This is a genomic window from Streptomyces sp. CRN 30 (genome assembly GCF_034105845.1).
Genome location: NZ_JAVRHI010000308.1, coordinates 1 through 15428, shown reverse-complemented (window position 1 = coordinate 15428; position 15428 = coordinate 1). Strand labels below are relative to the sequence as shown.

12 protein-coding genes and 1 pseudogene are annotated in these 15428 nt (G+C 73.2%); 8 read left to right on the top strand and 5 right to left on the bottom strand.

Annotation, left to right across the window (positions count from 1 at the left end; translation table 11 throughout):
- Nucleotides 1-1017, bottom strand: a pseudogene (locus UW392_RS33665) (hypothetical protein); the annotation flags it as partial.
- A 142-nt stretch (nt 1018-1159) separates the two neighbouring features.
- Nucleotides 1160-2095 (bottom strand): homocysteine S-methyltransferase, encoded by a 936-nt coding sequence (gene mmuM / locus UW392_RS33660; RefSeq protein ID WP_320778987.1) that lies wholly within the window; start codon nt 2093-2095, stop codon nt 1160-1162.
- Nucleotides 2096-2211: 116 nt separating this feature from the next.
- Here mmuM and UW392_RS33655 point away from each other — a divergent pair, with 116 nt between their 5' ends.
- Both UW392_RS33655 and UW392_RS33650 read left to right on the top strand, forming a co-directional pair.
- On the top strand, nt 2212-3471 hold the full coding sequence (locus tag UW392_RS33655) for a hypothetical protein (RefSeq protein WP_320778986.1): 1260 nt from the start codon (nt 2212-2214) through the stop codon (nt 3469-3471).
- A gap of 116 nt (nt 3472-3587) precedes the next feature.
- Entirely contained in the window at nt 3588-4421 is an 834-nt protein-coding gene (locus tag UW392_RS33650) for a class II glutamine amidotransferase (RefSeq protein WP_320778985.1), read from the top strand.
- A 13-nt stretch (nt 4422-4434) separates the two neighbouring features.
- Here the strand turns inward: UW392_RS33650 and UW392_RS33645 are convergent, their stop codons facing one another.
- Complete coding sequence (locus tag UW392_RS33645; RefSeq protein ID WP_320778984.1) at nt 4435-5022, bottom strand: hypothetical protein; 588 nt, start codon at nt 5020-5022, stop codon at nt 4435-4437.
- Nucleotides 5023-5205: 183 nt separating this feature from the next.
- Here UW392_RS33645 and UW392_RS33640 point away from each other — a divergent pair, with 183 nt between their 5' ends.
- Both UW392_RS33640 and UW392_RS33635 read left to right on the top strand, forming a co-directional pair.
- The gene (locus UW392_RS33640) at nt 5206-6285 is read left to right on the top strand and encodes a glycoside hydrolase family 43 protein (RefSeq protein WP_320778983.1); all 1080 of its coding nucleotides are present in this window, start codon (nt 5206-5208) and stop codon (nt 6283-6285) included.
- Nucleotides 6286-6313: 28 nt separating this feature from the next.
- Complete coding sequence (locus UW392_RS33635; protein ID WP_320778988.1) at nt 6314-7354, top strand: rhamnogalacturonan acetylesterase; 1041 nt, start codon at nt 6314-6316, stop codon at nt 7352-7354.
- On the opposite strand, the gene UW392_RS33630 is transcribed toward UW392_RS33635, so the two are convergent.
- Nucleotides 7341-8795: a hypothetical protein gene (locus tag UW392_RS33630; RefSeq protein WP_320778982.1), complete on the bottom strand. Its 1455-nt coding sequence runs from the start codon at nt 8793-8795 to the stop codon at nt 7341-7343. The genes UW392_RS33635 and UW392_RS33630 overlap by 14 nt on opposite strands.
- Before the next feature lie 343 nt (nt 8796-9138).
- Here UW392_RS33630 and UW392_RS33625 point away from each other — a divergent pair, with 343 nt between their 5' ends.
- The gene (locus tag UW392_RS33625; RefSeq protein ID WP_320778981.1) at nt 9139-10878 is read left to right on the top strand and encodes a PHP domain-containing protein; all 1740 of its coding nucleotides are present in this window, start codon (nt 9139-9141) and stop codon (nt 10876-10878) included.
- Complete coding sequence (locus UW392_RS33620) at nt 10875-11429, top strand: hypothetical protein (protein WP_320778980.1); 555 nt, start codon at nt 10875-10877, stop codon at nt 11427-11429. Before UW392_RS33625 ends, UW392_RS33620 begins: the two co-directional genes overlap by 4 nt.
- A gap of 37 nt (nt 11430-11466) precedes the next feature.
- On the opposite strand, the gene UW392_RS33615 is transcribed toward UW392_RS33620, so the two are convergent.
- Nucleotides 11467-12711, bottom strand: a complete 1245-nt coding sequence (locus UW392_RS33615) for an FAD-binding protein (protein WP_320778979.1) — start codon at nt 12709-12711, stop codon at nt 11467-11469.
- A 145-nt stretch (nt 12712-12856) separates the two neighbouring features.
- Here UW392_RS33615 and UW392_RS33610 point away from each other — a divergent pair, with 145 nt between their 5' ends.
- Nucleotides 12857-14176: a radical SAM protein gene (locus UW392_RS33610; RefSeq protein WP_320778978.1), complete on the top strand. Its 1320-nt coding sequence runs from the start codon at nt 12857-12859 to the stop codon at nt 14174-14176.
- A 187-nt stretch (nt 14177-14363) separates the two neighbouring features.
- On the top strand, nt 14364-15428 hold a 1065-nt coding region (locus tag UW392_RS33605), incomplete at its 3' end, for a cellulose-binding protein (RefSeq protein WP_320778977.1).

Genomic DNA, 15428 nt, shown 5'->3' with positions numbered 1-15428 from the left:
GGCGGTGCGGGCGGCGAGCCGGCCGACAGCCCGGTGGCCGCCGTTCTCGCGGACCACCAGCCGCAGCCGCTGGAGTTCCGAGAGGGCGCCGGGGACGGGGGTGCCCGCGCCGACCGTCTCGAAGAGCGCCGAGGGGACCGGGAGCGGCTGGAACGCGCAGAGCGCGCCGAGCAGCCGGGCGGCGCCCTCGCCGAGCCGGGCGGCGAGCCCGGCGGCCAGCGCGTCCTCGTCCGCGGTGAACGCCGCCGGGGTGTCGCCGGCTTCCAGGAGGGCCGCGGCGGCGACCAGCGCGCGGGGGGGCCCGGCGACCTCGGCGGCGAACCGGGTGGCCTCCTGCGTCTCCGCGTCGCTCAGCGGGCGGTTCGCCTCCCGCTCCAGCAGGGCGAGGGACGCGTCGGGCGGCAGGCCGCCGAGCCGGCAGGCGCGGATGTCCGTGCCGGGTTCCGCCGGGCTCGGGGCTGTGGAGGAGACCAGTACGTCGCAGCCGGGCAGCGCCTGCCGCAGCGCGGCCAGCCCGCCCGGGTCCGGGTCCTCGAAGTCGTCGACGACGATCAAGGCCTGGACGGGTGCCATGAGCCGCCGCAGCAGGGCCGCGCCGGGCTTGTACTCCTCGGTGTCGTGGGTGGCCTCGAAGACCTGCTGGACGACGTCCTCGGCGTTCGCGCCGCCCGCCTGCACGAACACCACGGTCTCGGTGCCGTGGTCCGCGGCCACGCGGCTCAGCAGGGCCGTCCGGCCGCTGCCGGGCGGGCCGTACACCCGGACGGCGTACCCCTCGGCGAGCCGTCCGAGGACGCGGGCGTGCTCCTCGGCGCGGCCGAGCAGTTCGGGGGCGCGGGGCGGGCGGGCCCACTCGGCGGGCCGGTCGCGGCGCGGCACCCGTGGCGGGCCAGCGGTGCCGGGCGCCACGGCCGAACCGCTGTCGAAGACGGTGACGTGGTTGACGACATGGACGTCGTTGTCGTCGCCGACGATCAGCGTTCCGCTGATCTCCTGTGCGTGGAAGTTCGCTTCCAACTGCCGCCCCGATGCCCCGATGCCCCGATGCCCCGGTGAGCCGGTGAACCGGCCGATGGTCCGGCCGATGGGGCAGCAGTACAGCAGGCCGCGCGGGCGGCCGGAGCGAGTGACGAGTCCTGGCCCAGGACTGACCGGCTCGTCACCTCTCCGGAGAGGAACCGGTCGTTCGCAAGGTCTGCGCGACCCGCGCGATCACGTCCGGCCCCACCCGGCAGCAGCCACCGGTCAGCCGCGCCCCGGCCGCCCGCCAGCCCCGTACGTCCCCGGCGGAGAAGGCCGGCTCGCCGGTCCAGGCGCGGGCGGCGGCGTCCCAGATCTCCCCGCTGTTCGGGTAGGCGACGACGGGCTTGCCCGTCACCCGCGCCGCCACGGTGACGGCACGGGTCACATCGCCCGGCGCGCAGCAGTTGACGCCGACCGCGACGATCTCCTCCACGTCGGCGGCGAGGGCGAAGGCGTCCTCCAGCGGCTGACCGGCCCGGGTGCGGTCGCCGTCGACGGTGTACGACAGCCAGGCGGGCACGCCCAGGCCGCGCACAGCGCGCAGCAGCGCCGTCGCCTCGTCGGTGTCGGGGACGGTCTCCAGGGCGAGGACGTCGGGGCGGGCGGCGGCCAGGACCTCCAGGCGCGGCCGGTGGAAGCGCTCCAGTCCGGCGACGGTGAGCCCGTACCGACCCCGGTACTCGGAGCCGTCCGCGAGCAGAGCGCCGTACGGGCCGGCCGATGCCGCGACCCAGAGCCGTCGCTCCGTCCCGGCGAGGCGGGCCGCCTCCCGGGCCAGTTCCACGCTGCGGGCCATGAGCGCGGCGGCCCGCCCCCGTCCGATGCCGCGCGCCGCGAAGCCCTCGAACGTCGCCTGGTAGCTGGCGGTGATCGCGACGTCGGCTCCGGCCTCGTAGTAGGTGCGGTGCGCGTCGACGAGGGCATCGGGGCGGTCGGCGAGCAGCCGTGCCGACCAGAGGCTGTCGCTCAGGTCGTGCCCGGCGGCCGTCAGCTGGTTGGAGAGGCCGCCGTCGAGGACGAGGGGGGCGGGTCCGGTGAGCGCGCGGGCGAAGTCGGTCGTACCGATGGTCATGACGACGACGGTAGTGCGGGCAGTGTCGGCTCTGCCCGCGGATCTGCCCTCCCGGACCTTCTCCGAGGCGGCAGGAGCCGGTACCGAGGTGTCGTTGTTGAAGAAAGGAACCCCCCATGCATCCCCGTGAACGGCTGGAGAAAGCCGGTGAGCCCGGCCGGGTGCTCCGTCCCCCGCGCGACACATCGCCCGGCGCGGCATCGCACGCGCACGCGCACGACGGAGCCTCCGCGCCCTCGGGCGCGGCCCACATGATCCGGCTGCAACGCGAAGCGGGCAACCAGGCCGTGGGCCGGGCCCTGCACGGGAGCGGGCAGGTGATGAGCATCCAGCGCATGCCGCAGGGGCCCCCGGCGCCGCCCCTCCCCCCGCCGCCTCCGATACTGGGTACCCGGCCCCCGGCGCCGACCGCCGCCGCGGCCGCGAGCGACACCGAGTTCGAGCTGCCGGCCGAGCACGCGGGCATCCGCTCCACCGTGCCGAACGGGCGGCTGCCGCTGCGGAACAAGCCGCTGGTGCGCCAGGTGCTGACCAAGTACTACGGCGTGAACCGGACGGACATCATCGAGCAGATCAAGGTCCGCTACGCGCAGGTGAACGGCGAGGAGTTCGTCGAGACGCCGGACATGGCGGCGCTGCGCGAGGGCCAGCGGCCGGGGTACAAGGACTCCGACGCGTACATCGCCAACAACGGCGGCGGGGGCGCGCCGCCGCACTGGCCGGTCGTCCCGGGCGGGGCGGTCAAGGTGCACAAGGGCAGCCTGGAGGGCTGGCACCTGGCGCCGCCCGGTTCGGCGTTCACCGGCCTGGTGCGGTTCGGCGGGCAGGACAACGGCGCGCCGACCGAACCGAAGATCATCCTGTTCCCCACCCAGAGCACCGGGGAGTACCTCAAGCAGGGCGTCGCGGAGCACCCCAAGGAGGACGCGGCCGAGCCGCCGGAGATCCTGAAGCAGTCGCGGGTGTACCAGAACCGCTACTCCGAGTACACGACGCACGCGGCGTCGGGTGCCCTGTCCAGCCACGGCAAGCTCTCCAGCCGCATCCAGGACAAACCGAAGTACGCCAACCTGGTGGAGGACATGGAGGCGGACGACCTCCAGGGCGCGGGTATGACCATCGGCTTCACTGTGATCAAGGGTGCGGGGCCGGCCGCGCACAAGTACTCCTTCGTCTCCCGCAGCAGCAACAACCACACCTTCGACCTCGTCTCCCACGAGGAGAAGTCCAGCCTGAGCCCCATGAAGCTGATGCGGCTCAAGGCCGAGCGGAGCCAGGCGTTCGGCCACCTCGTCCTCAAGGCCAACGGTGAGGGCAGCATCACCAAGGAGTGGGGCGAGAAGATCATCTCCTCGGTGAACTCGGCCGTCGGCTAGCCCGTGCGCCCCCGGCCCGCCCCTGCGATCCTTGGGAAGGAGGGAGCGCAGGGGTGCACTCGTACGCCCCCGCAGGCCCCTCGTACGACGCCGTACGACGAGCGAGGCGGTGGACGATGTGCCGTTGGCTGGCCTATTCAGGCACTCCGGTGCTGCTGGAGAACATGCTGTACCGGCCGCAGCACTCGCTGATCGACCAGAGCCTGCACGCCAGGATGGGCGTCGAGACGACCAACGGCGACGGCTTCGGCGTCGGCTGGTACCGGACGGCGGAGGACTCGCCCGCGATCGTCCGGGAGATCGGCCCCGCCTGGAGCAACCGTAACCTCCGGGAGATCGCCGGCCACGTCCGCTCACACCTGTTCTTCGCCCACATCAGGGCATCGACGGGCTCGGCGGTGCAGCAGACCAACTGCCACCCGTTCCGGCACGGCCGCTGGATGTGGATGCACAACGGTGCGATCGCCGAGTTCTCCCGCGTACGGCGTGACCTCGTCCTCGCCGTCGACCCGGACCTCTTCCTGCACATCGAGGGGTCGACCGACTCCGAGGTGATGTTCTACCTGGCGCTCACCTTCGGCCTGGAGGACGACCCGCCGGGCGCGGTGGCCCGCATGGCCGGTCTGGTCGAAGGCGTCGGCCGTGAGCACGGCGTCGAACACCCCCTCCAGATGACGGTGGCGGTGACCGACGGCCGGAGCCTGTGGACGTTCCGCTACTCCTCCCAGCGGGCGTCGCGCTCCCTCTTCTACAGCACCCGCGTGGAGACCCTCCGCTCCCTCCACCCGGACATCGACTTCCTCCGCGAGGCGTCCGACGACACCCGCCTCGTCGTCTCCGAGCCCCTCGGCGACCTGCCGGGGGTGTGGAACGAGGTCCCGGAGAGCACGTACGGCGTCGTCCGGCCCGAGGGGGACGAGATGGTCCCGTTCGAGCCGGTGGCGCCGTAGTTCCCCGGCCGGCTCAGCCGGCTCGGCTCCTGAGCTGCCGCCGCATCCGCGAAAGCCGCCGGTCGAAGCGCACGTTGGACCACGTCATGAAGGCCAGGAAGGCCACCCCCAGGGCGAGCATCACGCCGCCGGTCGCCGTCGAGCCGGCCGAGAACCACGCGACCGACGTGCCGAAGAAGACGGCCGCCAGCAGCGGGAACGCCCACCAGCGGCTGCGGCGCAGGCGGCGCTGGCGGGAGTCGACCAGGGCCGCCAGCTCCTCGCGGCGGCGGGGATCGCGCGGGGGCGGGTCACCCCTGAGAATCTGGCGTTCCATGCCGGGGACGTCGGCCGGTTCCGTGCCCGAGGCGGAGGCGTCCCGGCGGCGGAAGTGCCGGACCAGCCACGGCACCCAGAAGGCCATCGCCACCGCGCCCAGCAGCGCCGACGGCCAGGCCGAGAGGCCGCCCAGGGCCAGTCGGACGACGACGCCGACGGCCAGGACCAGCAGGCCGATGGCCCACAGGCTGTCCCGGCGGCGCCGCCGGGGCCGCTCGTCGTGCCGCTCGTCGTGCCGTTCGTCCTGCCGCCCTCTGCCCGCCGCGCCCGCCGCCTCCGTCATGGTCACCCTCCCCTGGTGCCTTCACCTCACGTGACCGACCGGATACCCGGACCGCCCGGGGAGATACCTGCGGCAGCCCCGTCCCACCCGTTGACCTTCTCCCGGCGCACCCCTACCTTGTCGGCGTTCGTCATGTCAGATGCCGTTCTTCATATCGAACATACTCCGGTAGAGAGGCACCGCATGAGCCGCCGCACCGATGAGTCAGCCGAGTCACCCGAAGTCCCCGGCCGCCGCCTGCTGTTGAAGGGCGCCGCAGCCGCCGGCGCCCTCGCGGCCGTCCCGGCCCTGCCCGCCGTCGCCCACGCCGCCCCCGCGAAGGCCGCCCCGTACACCAACCCCCTGGTCCGCAACCGGGCCGACCCGCACATCACCCGGCACACCGACGGCCGGTACTACTTCACCGCCACCGCCCCCGAGTACGACCGGATCATCCTCCGGCGCTCCCGCACCATCAACGGGCTCTCCACCGCCGCCGAGTCCGTCATCTGGAACAGGCACACCACCGGTGACATGGGCGCGCACATCTGGGCTCCCGAACTCCACCGCGTCGACGGCAAGTGGTACATCTACTTCGCCGCCGCGCCCGCGGAGAGTGTGTGGGACATCCGGATGTGGGTGCTGGAGAACGCCCACCGGGACCCGTTCAAGGGGACGTGGACGGAGAAGGGGCAGCTCAAGACCGCCTGGGAGACCTTCTCCCTCGACGCCACCACCTTCACCCACCGGGGCACCCGCTACCTCGCCTGGGCGCAGTACGAACCCGGCATGCAGAACAACACCGCCATCTGGCTGTCCAAGATGGCCAACCCCTGGACCCTCACCGGGCCGCAGATCCGGCTCTCCACCCCCGAGTACGACTGGGAGTGCGTCGGGTTCAAGGTCAACGAGGGCGCCGCCGTCATCGTCCGCAACGGGCGGGTGTTCCTCTCCTACTCCGCCAGCGCCACCGACGCCAACTACTGCATGGGCCTGCTCACCGCAGACGCGGACGCCGACCTCATGGACCCCGCGAGCTGGGCCAAGTCGCCGGTGCCCGTTTTCACCAGCAACGACGCCACCGGCCAGTACGGTCCCGGCCACAACAGCTTCACCGTCGCCGAGGACGGCCGTACCGACGTTCTCGTCTACCACGCCCGCCAGTACAAGGAGATCGACGGCGACCCGCTGCACGACCCGAACCGGCACACGCGCGTGCAACGGCTCGGGTGGAGACGGGACGGCACCCCGGACTTCGGGGTCCCGGTCGCGGACACGGTGTGAGGGAGGGACAGTGGTGAAGATGAGTCTCATGGGGAGACGGGGGATCGCATCCGCCGCCACCTTGGCTTGCGCCGTCCTCACCGGGATCGCCGGGCCCGCCCACGCCGGGGAACGCCCGCCGACCGGCGTCGAGAACTGCGTCGCCGGTACCTGCCACTTCGACGTCCCCCCGGGCACCTACGACGTCCGGGTCGTCCTCGGCGGCGACGCGGCCTCCCGTACGGCGATCAGCGGCGAGACCCGGCGCTCCCTGCTGCCCGAGACGGCCGCCGGGGCGGGCAAGCGGGTCGTGCGGTCGTTCACCGTCGACGTCCGGACACCGGAGGGCGAGCCCGCCGGGCCCGAGGGGAGCCCGGGACTGGACCTGGTGATCGGCGGCAGCGCGCCCGCCCTCGCCGGCCTCCGCGTCACCCCGGCCCCGCACGCCCGGCAGATCCTCCTCGTCGGTGACTCCACCGTCTGCGACCAGCCCGGCGATCCGTACAGCGGCTGGGGGCAGCAGCTCCCGCAGTACCTCCGCGGGGGCGTGTCCGTCGCCAATCACGCCGACTCCGGCGAGAGCACCGTCAGTTACCTCGCCGACCCGCGCATGTGGGACACCGTACGGCCGCGCGTCCACCGCGGTGACCTGGTGCTGATCCAGCTCGCCCACAACGACAAGACGACCGACGAGGCCACCTACCGCGCCAACCTGGAGACCCTCGTCGACGGGGTGCGGGCGGAGGGCGGGCGGCCGGTGCTCGTCACACCGATCGTCCGGCGCTGGTTCAACGCCGACGGCACCCTGGACAACGGCACCGCCCTCCTCGTCAACGGCCTCGGCGTCGACCACCCCGCCGTGGTCCGAGCGGTGGCCGCCGAACGCGGCACCCCGCTGATCGACCTCACCGCCCGCACCAAGGCCCTGGTGGAGTCCCTCGGCGTCGAGGACTCCAAGGCGCTCTACCTCACCGACGAGAAGCGCGACAACACCCACACCTCCGCGTACGGCGCCACCGTGTACGCGGGATTCGTGCGGGACGCGCTCCGCGAGCAGGGGCTGGTGCCCAGGGGCATTATCCGGCGGTGACGCGCACCACGCCCGTGACGGTGCCCTGGAGGTACGCGCCGTCACGGGTGATCGTCCCGGCCATCTGGAGAGAGTCGTAGAGCGAGCCGATGCCCACCCGGGCGCTGCGCACCACCTTGCCCGTCGCCGGGTCGATCTCCGCGTAGCGGTACGGGTCGAGGAGGCTCGTGCCCTGCGTGCCCGGGATCAGCGGATCGCGCAGGACCGTACGGAGCAGGCCGTCCGCCGACGACAGCTTGGGCACGGCCGCCGACCGCAGCGCGTTGTCCCACACCAGCGAGCAGCCCGAACCGTCGGCGGCCACGTCCACGCGGCTCAGTCCGCCGGTGAAGTCGGCCGACGCCGGGACGCTGTCCCCGGCGCCCTCCGGCACCGCCGGGTACGGGTAGCCGTACGTACCGGCGACGAAGACGCTGCGGCCGATCGCCACGGGCGAGTTCTCGCTGCCGGGGCCGCCGGACGCCGTGAGCACCGGCACGCGGCAGACCGTGGCCCCGTCCGAGGTGCGGTACACCTCCAGGTGGGCGGCGCTGTCCCCGTTGTCGACGATGGTGACGTACTCGGTGCCCGAGGCCGGCCCGAAGAAGGTGGGCGTCGAGCCGCTGCCCCAGCTCAGCAGGCCCGGCTTACGGGCGGTGCCCCGGTCGTAGGGCTTGCGCCACGTGATCTTCGGGGTGCCGTCGGCGCCCGCGGTGAGCAGGTACGTGGCGTGGGTCGTGGTGACGGCCGTGCCCTGGGGCGCCGTCGAGATGCTGTTGGCCACGCGCTCGCCGGCCGGCAGGGCCAGGGCGCGGACGGTGCCGGTGGTGTCGTCCGCCGTGCCGACGGTCCCGCCGCCGGTGGCGAACCACACCCGGCCCTGCCAGTCGGGGGAGAGGCCGGTGACGGCGTCGTCCTCGGGGATGACCGAGGCCAGCGAGAGCGTGCTGTCGACGCTCAGCTTCCAGGACCCGTCCGTCTGCCGGTGGTGGCCCACGCGCAGCAGGCTCCGGCTGCCGTCGGCGACGACCAGGCGGTCCTTGTGGTCGATGTACGCGTACACACCGCCGAGCAACGAGCCCTTGGTGAGAGCGAGTTCGGCGAGGGAGGAGCCGTCGTCCGGGTCGAGCAGATGGACGGTGGGAACCTGGCCGAAGATGGGCGTGCACAGGGCGACCGGGTAGCCGTCGGCGCCGGCCAGCACGGTCGGGCAGGCCGAGGCGAGCGCCGTCCGGGACGAGGACAGGGTGCCCGCGCCCGGCCCGGCCAGCGGGGTGGTGTCCGACGAACCGGTGTCGCCGTGCATGGTGGCGGTGCCGTCGGGACCGGCGTACGGGTTGTGCGGGGGCGCGGGCGCGAAGCCCGTGGCGGCGGACGCGGGGGAGCCCCCGAGGGCCGTCGTGGCGGCGAGGGCGAGCGCGGCGAGGAGGGTCACGGCGCTGCGCCGGTACGGTCTGGGCATGCTGGAGGAGGTCCTTCCTGGGTCCGCGGGGACACGCGGACATGAGGGGGTCATGAGGGGGCCATGACGAGGCGTGACGGGACAGGGCTGCGCGGGGGGTGTGCGCCGATCGAACCGCTCCCGTTGACACACCGTCAAGAAGAAGCCCGCACCTTGTCACATGACCGACATACAGCGGCGGCGCCTTGGCGCACCGGACGTGTCGGCTACGTCCCCCGCTCATCCGCAGGTCGTCCCTCATTCACCTCGCGCGTCGATTCTCCTCACGCGGCCCACGTTCACCCCCCCCCGTGCGGTCGCGGCGACACCGTCGCGCGCGCGGCGGTCATCCACGAGGAGCGACATGGGCCACGGGCACCACCACCAGCACGGCCACGGCCAGGGCCACGGCCACAGTCACGGCCATGACCACCACCACGGTCACGGTCACGGCCACACGCACGACACGGCGCCCCTGCCCGCCGCGTTCGACACCTCCGTCCCCGACGACGCGCTCAGCCCCGAACAGCAGTCCCGCCGCACCCTGCTGCGCCGCGCCGGTCTGCTCGGCGCCGGGCTGGCCGCGAGCAGCGTGCTGACCGGTGCCGCCACCGCGCCCGCGTACGCCACGAACCGCGGCAGTGGCAAGAAGGGCTTCCTGTGGCTGGCCGGTGACCACCACATCCACACCCAGTACAGCAGCGACGGCAAGTACCGCGTCATCGACCAGGTCTGCCAGGGCGCCCGGCACGGCATGGACTGGCTGGTCATCACCGACCACGGCAGCGGCACCCACGCCAAGATCGGGGTGGAGAAGGTCAACCCCGACATCCAGGACGCCCGCTCCGCCCACCAGGACACCCTCGTCTTCCAGGGTCTGGAGTGGAACATCCCGGCCGCCGAGCACGGCACGGTCTTCGTCCACCCGGGCAAGAACGAGGTCTCCGTCCTCAAGCAGTTCGAGACCGGCTACGACGGTGCCGTCAAGGCCGCCACCGGGTCGTCCCCCGCCAACGAGGCGCTCGCCATCTCCGGCCTCGCCTTCCTCGCCGACCAGGTCAAGCGGCGCAAGGTCAAGGACGCCCTCATGCTCGCCAACCACCCGGCGCGCAAGGGCATCGACTCCCCGCACGAGATACGCGCCTGGCGCGACGCCACCTCCGGGGACCACCGCATCGCCGTCGGCATGGAGGGCGCCCCCGGACACCAGGCCGGCGGCCTGCCCGCGCCGCTCGGCCCCGGCGGCGCGCGCGGCATCTACAACAACAGCCCCGGCTCCGACTCCTTCGCCGGCTACCCCCTGGAGTCGTACCGCACCTGGGGCGGCTTCGACTGGATGACCGCCACCGTCGGCGGCCTGTGGGACAGCCTCCTCGCCGAGGGCAAGCCCTGGTGGATCACCGCCAACTCCGACTCCCACCAGATCTACGGCGACACCGCGGCCCGCGGCGGCGGCGACTTCAATACCAACGGCCGCTACGACGACCCGGTGTACGGCGGCCAGATCGACATCACCGAGAACGACTACTGGCCCGGCTACTACAGCCGCACCCACGTCGGCGCCGAGGACTTCTCCTACGCCGCCGTCATGGACGGCATCCGCGCCGGCCGCGTCTGGGTCGACCACGGCCAGCTCCTCTCCGGCCTCGACGTCCGGGTCTCCGGCGGCAGCCGCTGGGCCACCCTCGGCGGCGCCCTCCAGGTCAAGAAGGGCACCCGCGTCACGCTCTCCGTGGACGTGGCGCTCTCCGGCGGCCCCAACTGGGCCGGTTTCCAGCCCACCCTGGCCCGCGTCGACGTCATCCAGGGCGACGTCACCGGCGAGGTGAAGGACAAGGACACCTTCACCGCCCCGTCCGCCAAGGTCGTCAAGTCCTACGAGGTGAACAAGAACGCCGGCACGGTCACCCTCACCTACGACCTCGGCCGCGTCGACCGCCCTGTCTACCTGCGGCTGCGCGGCACGGACGGAAAGCGGTCCGCCGTCGGCGCGCTGGGCACGGCCGTCGACCCGAACGGCCCCGCCATCGACGTCGTCGGCGACGCCGACCCGTGGCAGGACCTGTGGTTCTACTCCAACCCGGTCTGGGTCCTGCCGTCGTGACCTCCGCCACGTCCGCGGCGTCGGGGCAGCCGTCCCCGACGCCGTACGTCATCGGCGTCGACACCGACGCCACGTCGCTGCGCGACGCCGACCACCTGCTGCGGGAGCTGAACACCGGACTCGGGCTCCCCGAGGACGTGTTCGGCTGCACCCACCTGGTGGCCGGGGGCGGCCGGCGGCGCGTGGCGCTGTCGCTGGCCGCCCGGTCGCGCGTGGTGATCGACGTCGCGCGCGACCGGCTCAGGGCGCAGGGCCGTACGGTGACGGACGGCGCGTGGGACGCCGAGGGGCGCGCGGTGCTCTACCCGGGCGCCGCCGCCCTGACCGGCACCCTCACCGTCGCCGAGCTGCTGGAACGCTCCGCGATCGAACGGGTGCGGGTGCTCGGCGCGGCGGACCCGCCGGACCCGGCCACCCGGCTCGTGACCCGGGAGTTCGTCCGCCCGCACTGGCAGGACGGCACCCTCGTCCTGGCCGCCATGCCGCACATCGGCGGAACCCTGGTCCCCTTCGAGGACCCGGACCCGACGCCCTGCTGCGCCGGCCACTGAGCGTCCGCGCGGGACGTGCGGTCAGTGATCGGCGCGCTCAGCCGGCCAGCACGTCCCGCACGAACGCGTTGGTGAACGTGCCCGCCGGGTCCACCTCCGCGACCAGGCGGGCGAAGTCGTCCAGCCGCGGGTACAGCTCGCGCAGCCGGGCCGGGGCCGTCGTGAAGACCTTCCCCCAGTGCGGACGGGCCGCGAGACCGTCCAGCGCCTCCTCCACGCGCCGCACCACCGGCAGCACCGCCGCCGTGTCCTCGACCCAGGTGAAGTGCACCGCCACGGTGTCCCGCCCGTAGGACGGGCTCAGCCACTGCGCGTCGGCGGCGACCGTGCGCCACTCGCAGGTCTGCGTCACCGGCGCCATCACCTCCCGTACGGCGTCCAGCGCGCGCAGCGCGTCCGCGGCGTGCTCGCGCGGCAGCAGGTACTCCGACTGGAGTTCGGCGCCGCTGCTCGGGGTGAACTCGGCGCGGAAGTGCGGCAGCCGCTCGTGCCAGGGCCCCGGCACCCCGAACTGCTCCGTGCAGTTCTCGGCCGGCATGCCCGGCACCGGGTGCTGCTTCTCCGTGGCGGGCGCGGCCCACGGGAACCGGACCGGCGGCCCGTCGACGCGTCGCTTCAGCCACACCTGCCGGAAGCCCGGCGCCCGCCAGTCGGTGAACAGGCTCACGCTGTACGCCGCCGCCAGCGCCTCGTCCAGCGGCGCGGTGAGCGGCAGCTCACCGAAGACGTGCTGCTCGACCTCGTACGCAGGTTCCAGCTCCAGGGTGAGCGACGCCACGACGCCGAGCGCGCCCAGCGAGGTGACCGCGCCGCCGAACCGCTCGTCCCCCCGCGCGATCGTCACCGTAGTACCGTCCGCCGTGATCAGCTCCACCTCGCGCACCACCGACGCCAGTGAGCCGTTGGTCACACCCGAGCCGTGGGTGCCGGTCGCCACCGAACCGGCGACCGAGATGTGGGGGAGCGAGGCCATGTTCGGCAGGGCGAGGCCGTGCGCGTCGACGACCCGGGCCAGCTCCGCGTACCGGACGCCGCCGCCCACCCGGACCGTACGGGCCGCCGTGTCGACGTCGATCTCCGGCGGCAGCTCCGCCAGCGACAGCAGGACGCCGTCGGCGCCGGGCTCGGCGATCGCGTTGAAGGAATGACCGCTGCCCAGTACACGTACCCTTGCGCTGTCGGCGACCAGAGCCCGCAGGGCGGCCCGCGTGTGCGGGCGGTGCAGCTCCTTGGCCGTGTAGGTGATGTTGCCGGCCCAGTTGGTCACGGTGGTGTCGGTCATGCCGCAGCCCCTCCCAGTTCTCTCCGGAGGACCAGGAGTCCTCGCCGGAAACCTACCTGGCGCGCCGGGGAGGGCCCCGGCGGGGAAGCCGCACCACCGGGGGCATACCGTGAGAAGTCGAACGCGAGCCGGGAGGAGACACAGAATGGGCAGCCGCACCGCGCTGGTCGAGGATCTGATGGAGCGCTTCCCGCACGTGCCGCGGGAAGCGGTCTTCAAGGAGGACCTGCTCCGCGGCGGAGTGGCCTTCGACCCGTCGGCCCTGTCCGACAACGAGGACGGGGAGGTGAAGCCGAAGTCGTACTTCATCTTCTCCTTCGACCACGGCACCCTGCCCGAGCTGGGCGAGGCCGCGCTGCGCCGCCCGCCGGAGGAGATCATCCTCACCGGCGGCCCCTACGACCTGCGCCGCACCGTCGTCTCGGTCCGGGTGAACCCGTCCTCGCCGTACCGGGTCGCGGCCGACGAGCACAACCAGCTGGGTCTGTACCTCGACGGGAAGCGGATCTCCGACGTCGGCGTGCCGCCCATGCCGGAGTACTACCGCCACAAGCTCTCCAACGGGAAGTCCGTCATGGAGGTCGCGCCCACCATCCAGTGGGGCTACCTGATCTACCTGACCGCCTTCCGCGTCTGCCAGTACTTCGGCGCCAAGGAGGAGTGCCAGTACTGCGACATCAACCACAACTGGCGCCAGCACAAGGCGGCCGGGCGGCCGTACACGGGCGTGAAGGACGTCGACGAGGTCCTCGAAGCGCTGGAGATCATCGACAAGTACGACACGGCGAAGACCTCCACCGCGTACACCCTCACCGGCGGCGCGATCACGTCCAAGGTCCAGGGCCTGGACGAGGCCGACTTCTACGGCCGGTACGCCAAGGCCATCGAGGAGTACTTCCCGGGGCGCTGGATCGGCAAGGTCGTCGCGCAGGCGCTGCCGAAGGCCGACGTCCAGCGGTTCAAGGACTACGGCGTGCAGATCTACCACCCCAACTACGAGGTGTGGGACGAGTACCTGTTCAAGATGTACTGCCCCGGCAAGGAGCGGTACGTCGGCCGGGACGAGTGGCACCGGCGCATCCTGGACTCCACGGAGGTCTTCGGCGCGCGCAACGTGATCCCGAACTTCGTCGCGGGCGTGGAGATGGCCGAGCCGTTCGGCTTCAAGACGGTCGACGAGGCCATCGAGTCCACCACCGAGGGCCTGCGCTTCTTCATGTCGCACGGCATCACGCCCCGGTTCACCACCTGGTGCCCCGAGCCCACCACCCCGCTCGGCAAGACCAACCCCGACGGCGCGCCGCTGGAGTACCACATCCGGCTGCTCCAGGCGTACCGGCAGACCATGGAGGACTTCGGTCTCTCCTCGCCTCCCGGCTACGGCCCGCCCGGCGCCGGCAACGCGGTCTTCTCCGTCAGCTCCTTCATGGACAGCCTCCCGGCGGACGCGCCCGTCGAGGTCTGACCGGGGGCGCTCGGACGGTCGGTCCGGTTCGCGCGGGCGTACGCCCGGCGGCCGGACCGTCGTGTATCCGTGCCCCGTCGCTTGTCACGCGCGCCGGGCCCGTGGCAAGCTCGGCCCTTGCCGCGAGGAATCACCAACTCCACCGTCGCCGCAACGAGTTGGCCTCGCCCGTGGACGCGGGAGAGCCATGTCCGACCTGCCGATGCCCCAGGACGCCACCGAAGGCTACGACGCCGTCCTCTCCTACGCGGACCTGTGCACGTCGGGTTCCGCGGCCGCCGCCCGGCTGGCCGCCGAGGCGTTCGCCCGGGGCACGCGCGAGAAGCGCGGCACCGGAACCGGGACCGGGACTGGCACCGGGGCCCGCACGACGGCCGGTCCGGGGCACCGGCCGGTGCGGCTGCTGCCCCGCATCCCCCTCCTGCTGACCGCCGTCCGCACCACCGCGGCCGCCTGGGAGGCGGCCGGGCAGGGCCACGAACTCGACCCCGACCTGCGGCTCTGGCTGAACTCCGCGCGCGCCGCCCGCTACACCGGCCCGCCCGCCCGCCGTCCCCTCGCGCTGCGCGCCCTGCGGGACATGCCGGCCCCCGACGCGGAACTCCTCTGGCTGGCCGAGGTCGAGGCCCTCCCGCTCCCGGTGGTCGCCCGCCGCCTCGGCCTCGACCCGGCGACGATCACCGCCGAACTCGCCCAGGTCCGCGAGATCTTCCGCGACCGCTGCCGCCGCGCCCGCACGGAGGGACCGGCGGACGAGACATGCCGACGGTACGCGCGCCTGCTGGACGCGGTGACCCGCCCGCCCGCGGGAGGAACGGGCCGCGGTGCCGGTACTGGTTCCCCTCAGTCCGTCCCCGCCGCTCCCGTCGCCCACGGCGGGGTCCCCGAGGATCTCTCCCGGCACCTCGCCACCTGCCCCGACTGTGCCGAGGCGGCGGGGTGTCTGCGGGTTCATGACGGGGGGATCTCCGCCGCTCTGGCCGGCGGTGTGGTCGGCTGGGGCGGCCTCGCCTATCTGGAGCGCCGCCGCCGGGCGGCGGAGGCGCGGCTCGGCGCGGGCCGCCCCCCGGCCGCCGACGATGACGGCGGGACGCCGGGCCGGGCCCGCGCCGTGCGCGGCGGCCTCTTCGTCGCCGCCGCCCTGGTCTCCCTGGTGGCCCTCACCGCCTCCCTCCGCCCCTTCGGCGGCCCCGCCGAGGACACCGCCGCCTCGACCCGCCCGACCCCCTCGCCGACCGCGACCGCCCCGGCC

Excerpts from the sequence above, each read along its gene's own strand:
- mmuM (WP_320778987.1), bottom strand. The coding sequence starts at position 2,095 with ATGACCATCGGTACGACCGACTTCGCCCGCGCGCTCACCGGACCCGCC.
- UW392_RS33655 (WP_320778986.1), top strand. The coding sequence starts at position 2,212 with ATGCATCCCCGTGAACGGCTGGAGAAAGCCGGTGAGCCCGGCCGGGTG.
- UW392_RS33650 (WP_320778985.1), top strand. The coding sequence starts at position 3,588 with ATGTGCCGTTGGCTGGCCTATTCAGGCACTCCGGTGCTGCTGGAGAAC.
- UW392_RS33645 (WP_320778984.1), bottom strand. The coding sequence starts at position 5,022 with ATGACGGAGGCGGCGGGCGCGGCGGGCAGAGGGCGGCAGGACGAACGG.
- UW392_RS33640 (WP_320778983.1), top strand. The coding sequence starts at position 5,206 with ATGAGCCGCCGCACCGATGAGTCAGCCGAGTCACCCGAAGTCCCCGGC.
- UW392_RS33635 (WP_320778988.1), top strand. The coding sequence starts at position 6,314 with ATGGGGAGACGGGGGATCGCATCCGCCGCCACCTTGGCTTGCGCCGTC.
- UW392_RS33630 (WP_320778982.1), bottom strand. The coding sequence starts at position 8,795 with ATGCCCAGACCGTACCGGCGCAGCGCCGTGACCCTCCTCGCCGCGCTC.
- UW392_RS33625 (WP_320778981.1), top strand. The coding sequence starts at position 9,139 with ATGGGCCACGGGCACCACCACCAGCACGGCCACGGCCAGGGCCACGGC.
- UW392_RS33615 (WP_320778979.1), bottom strand. The coding sequence starts at position 12,711 with ATGACCGACACCACCGTGACCAACTGGGCCGGCAACATCACCTACACG.
- UW392_RS33610 (WP_320778978.1), top strand. The coding sequence starts at position 12,857 with ATGGGCAGCCGCACCGCGCTGGTCGAGGATCTGATGGAGCGCTTCCCG.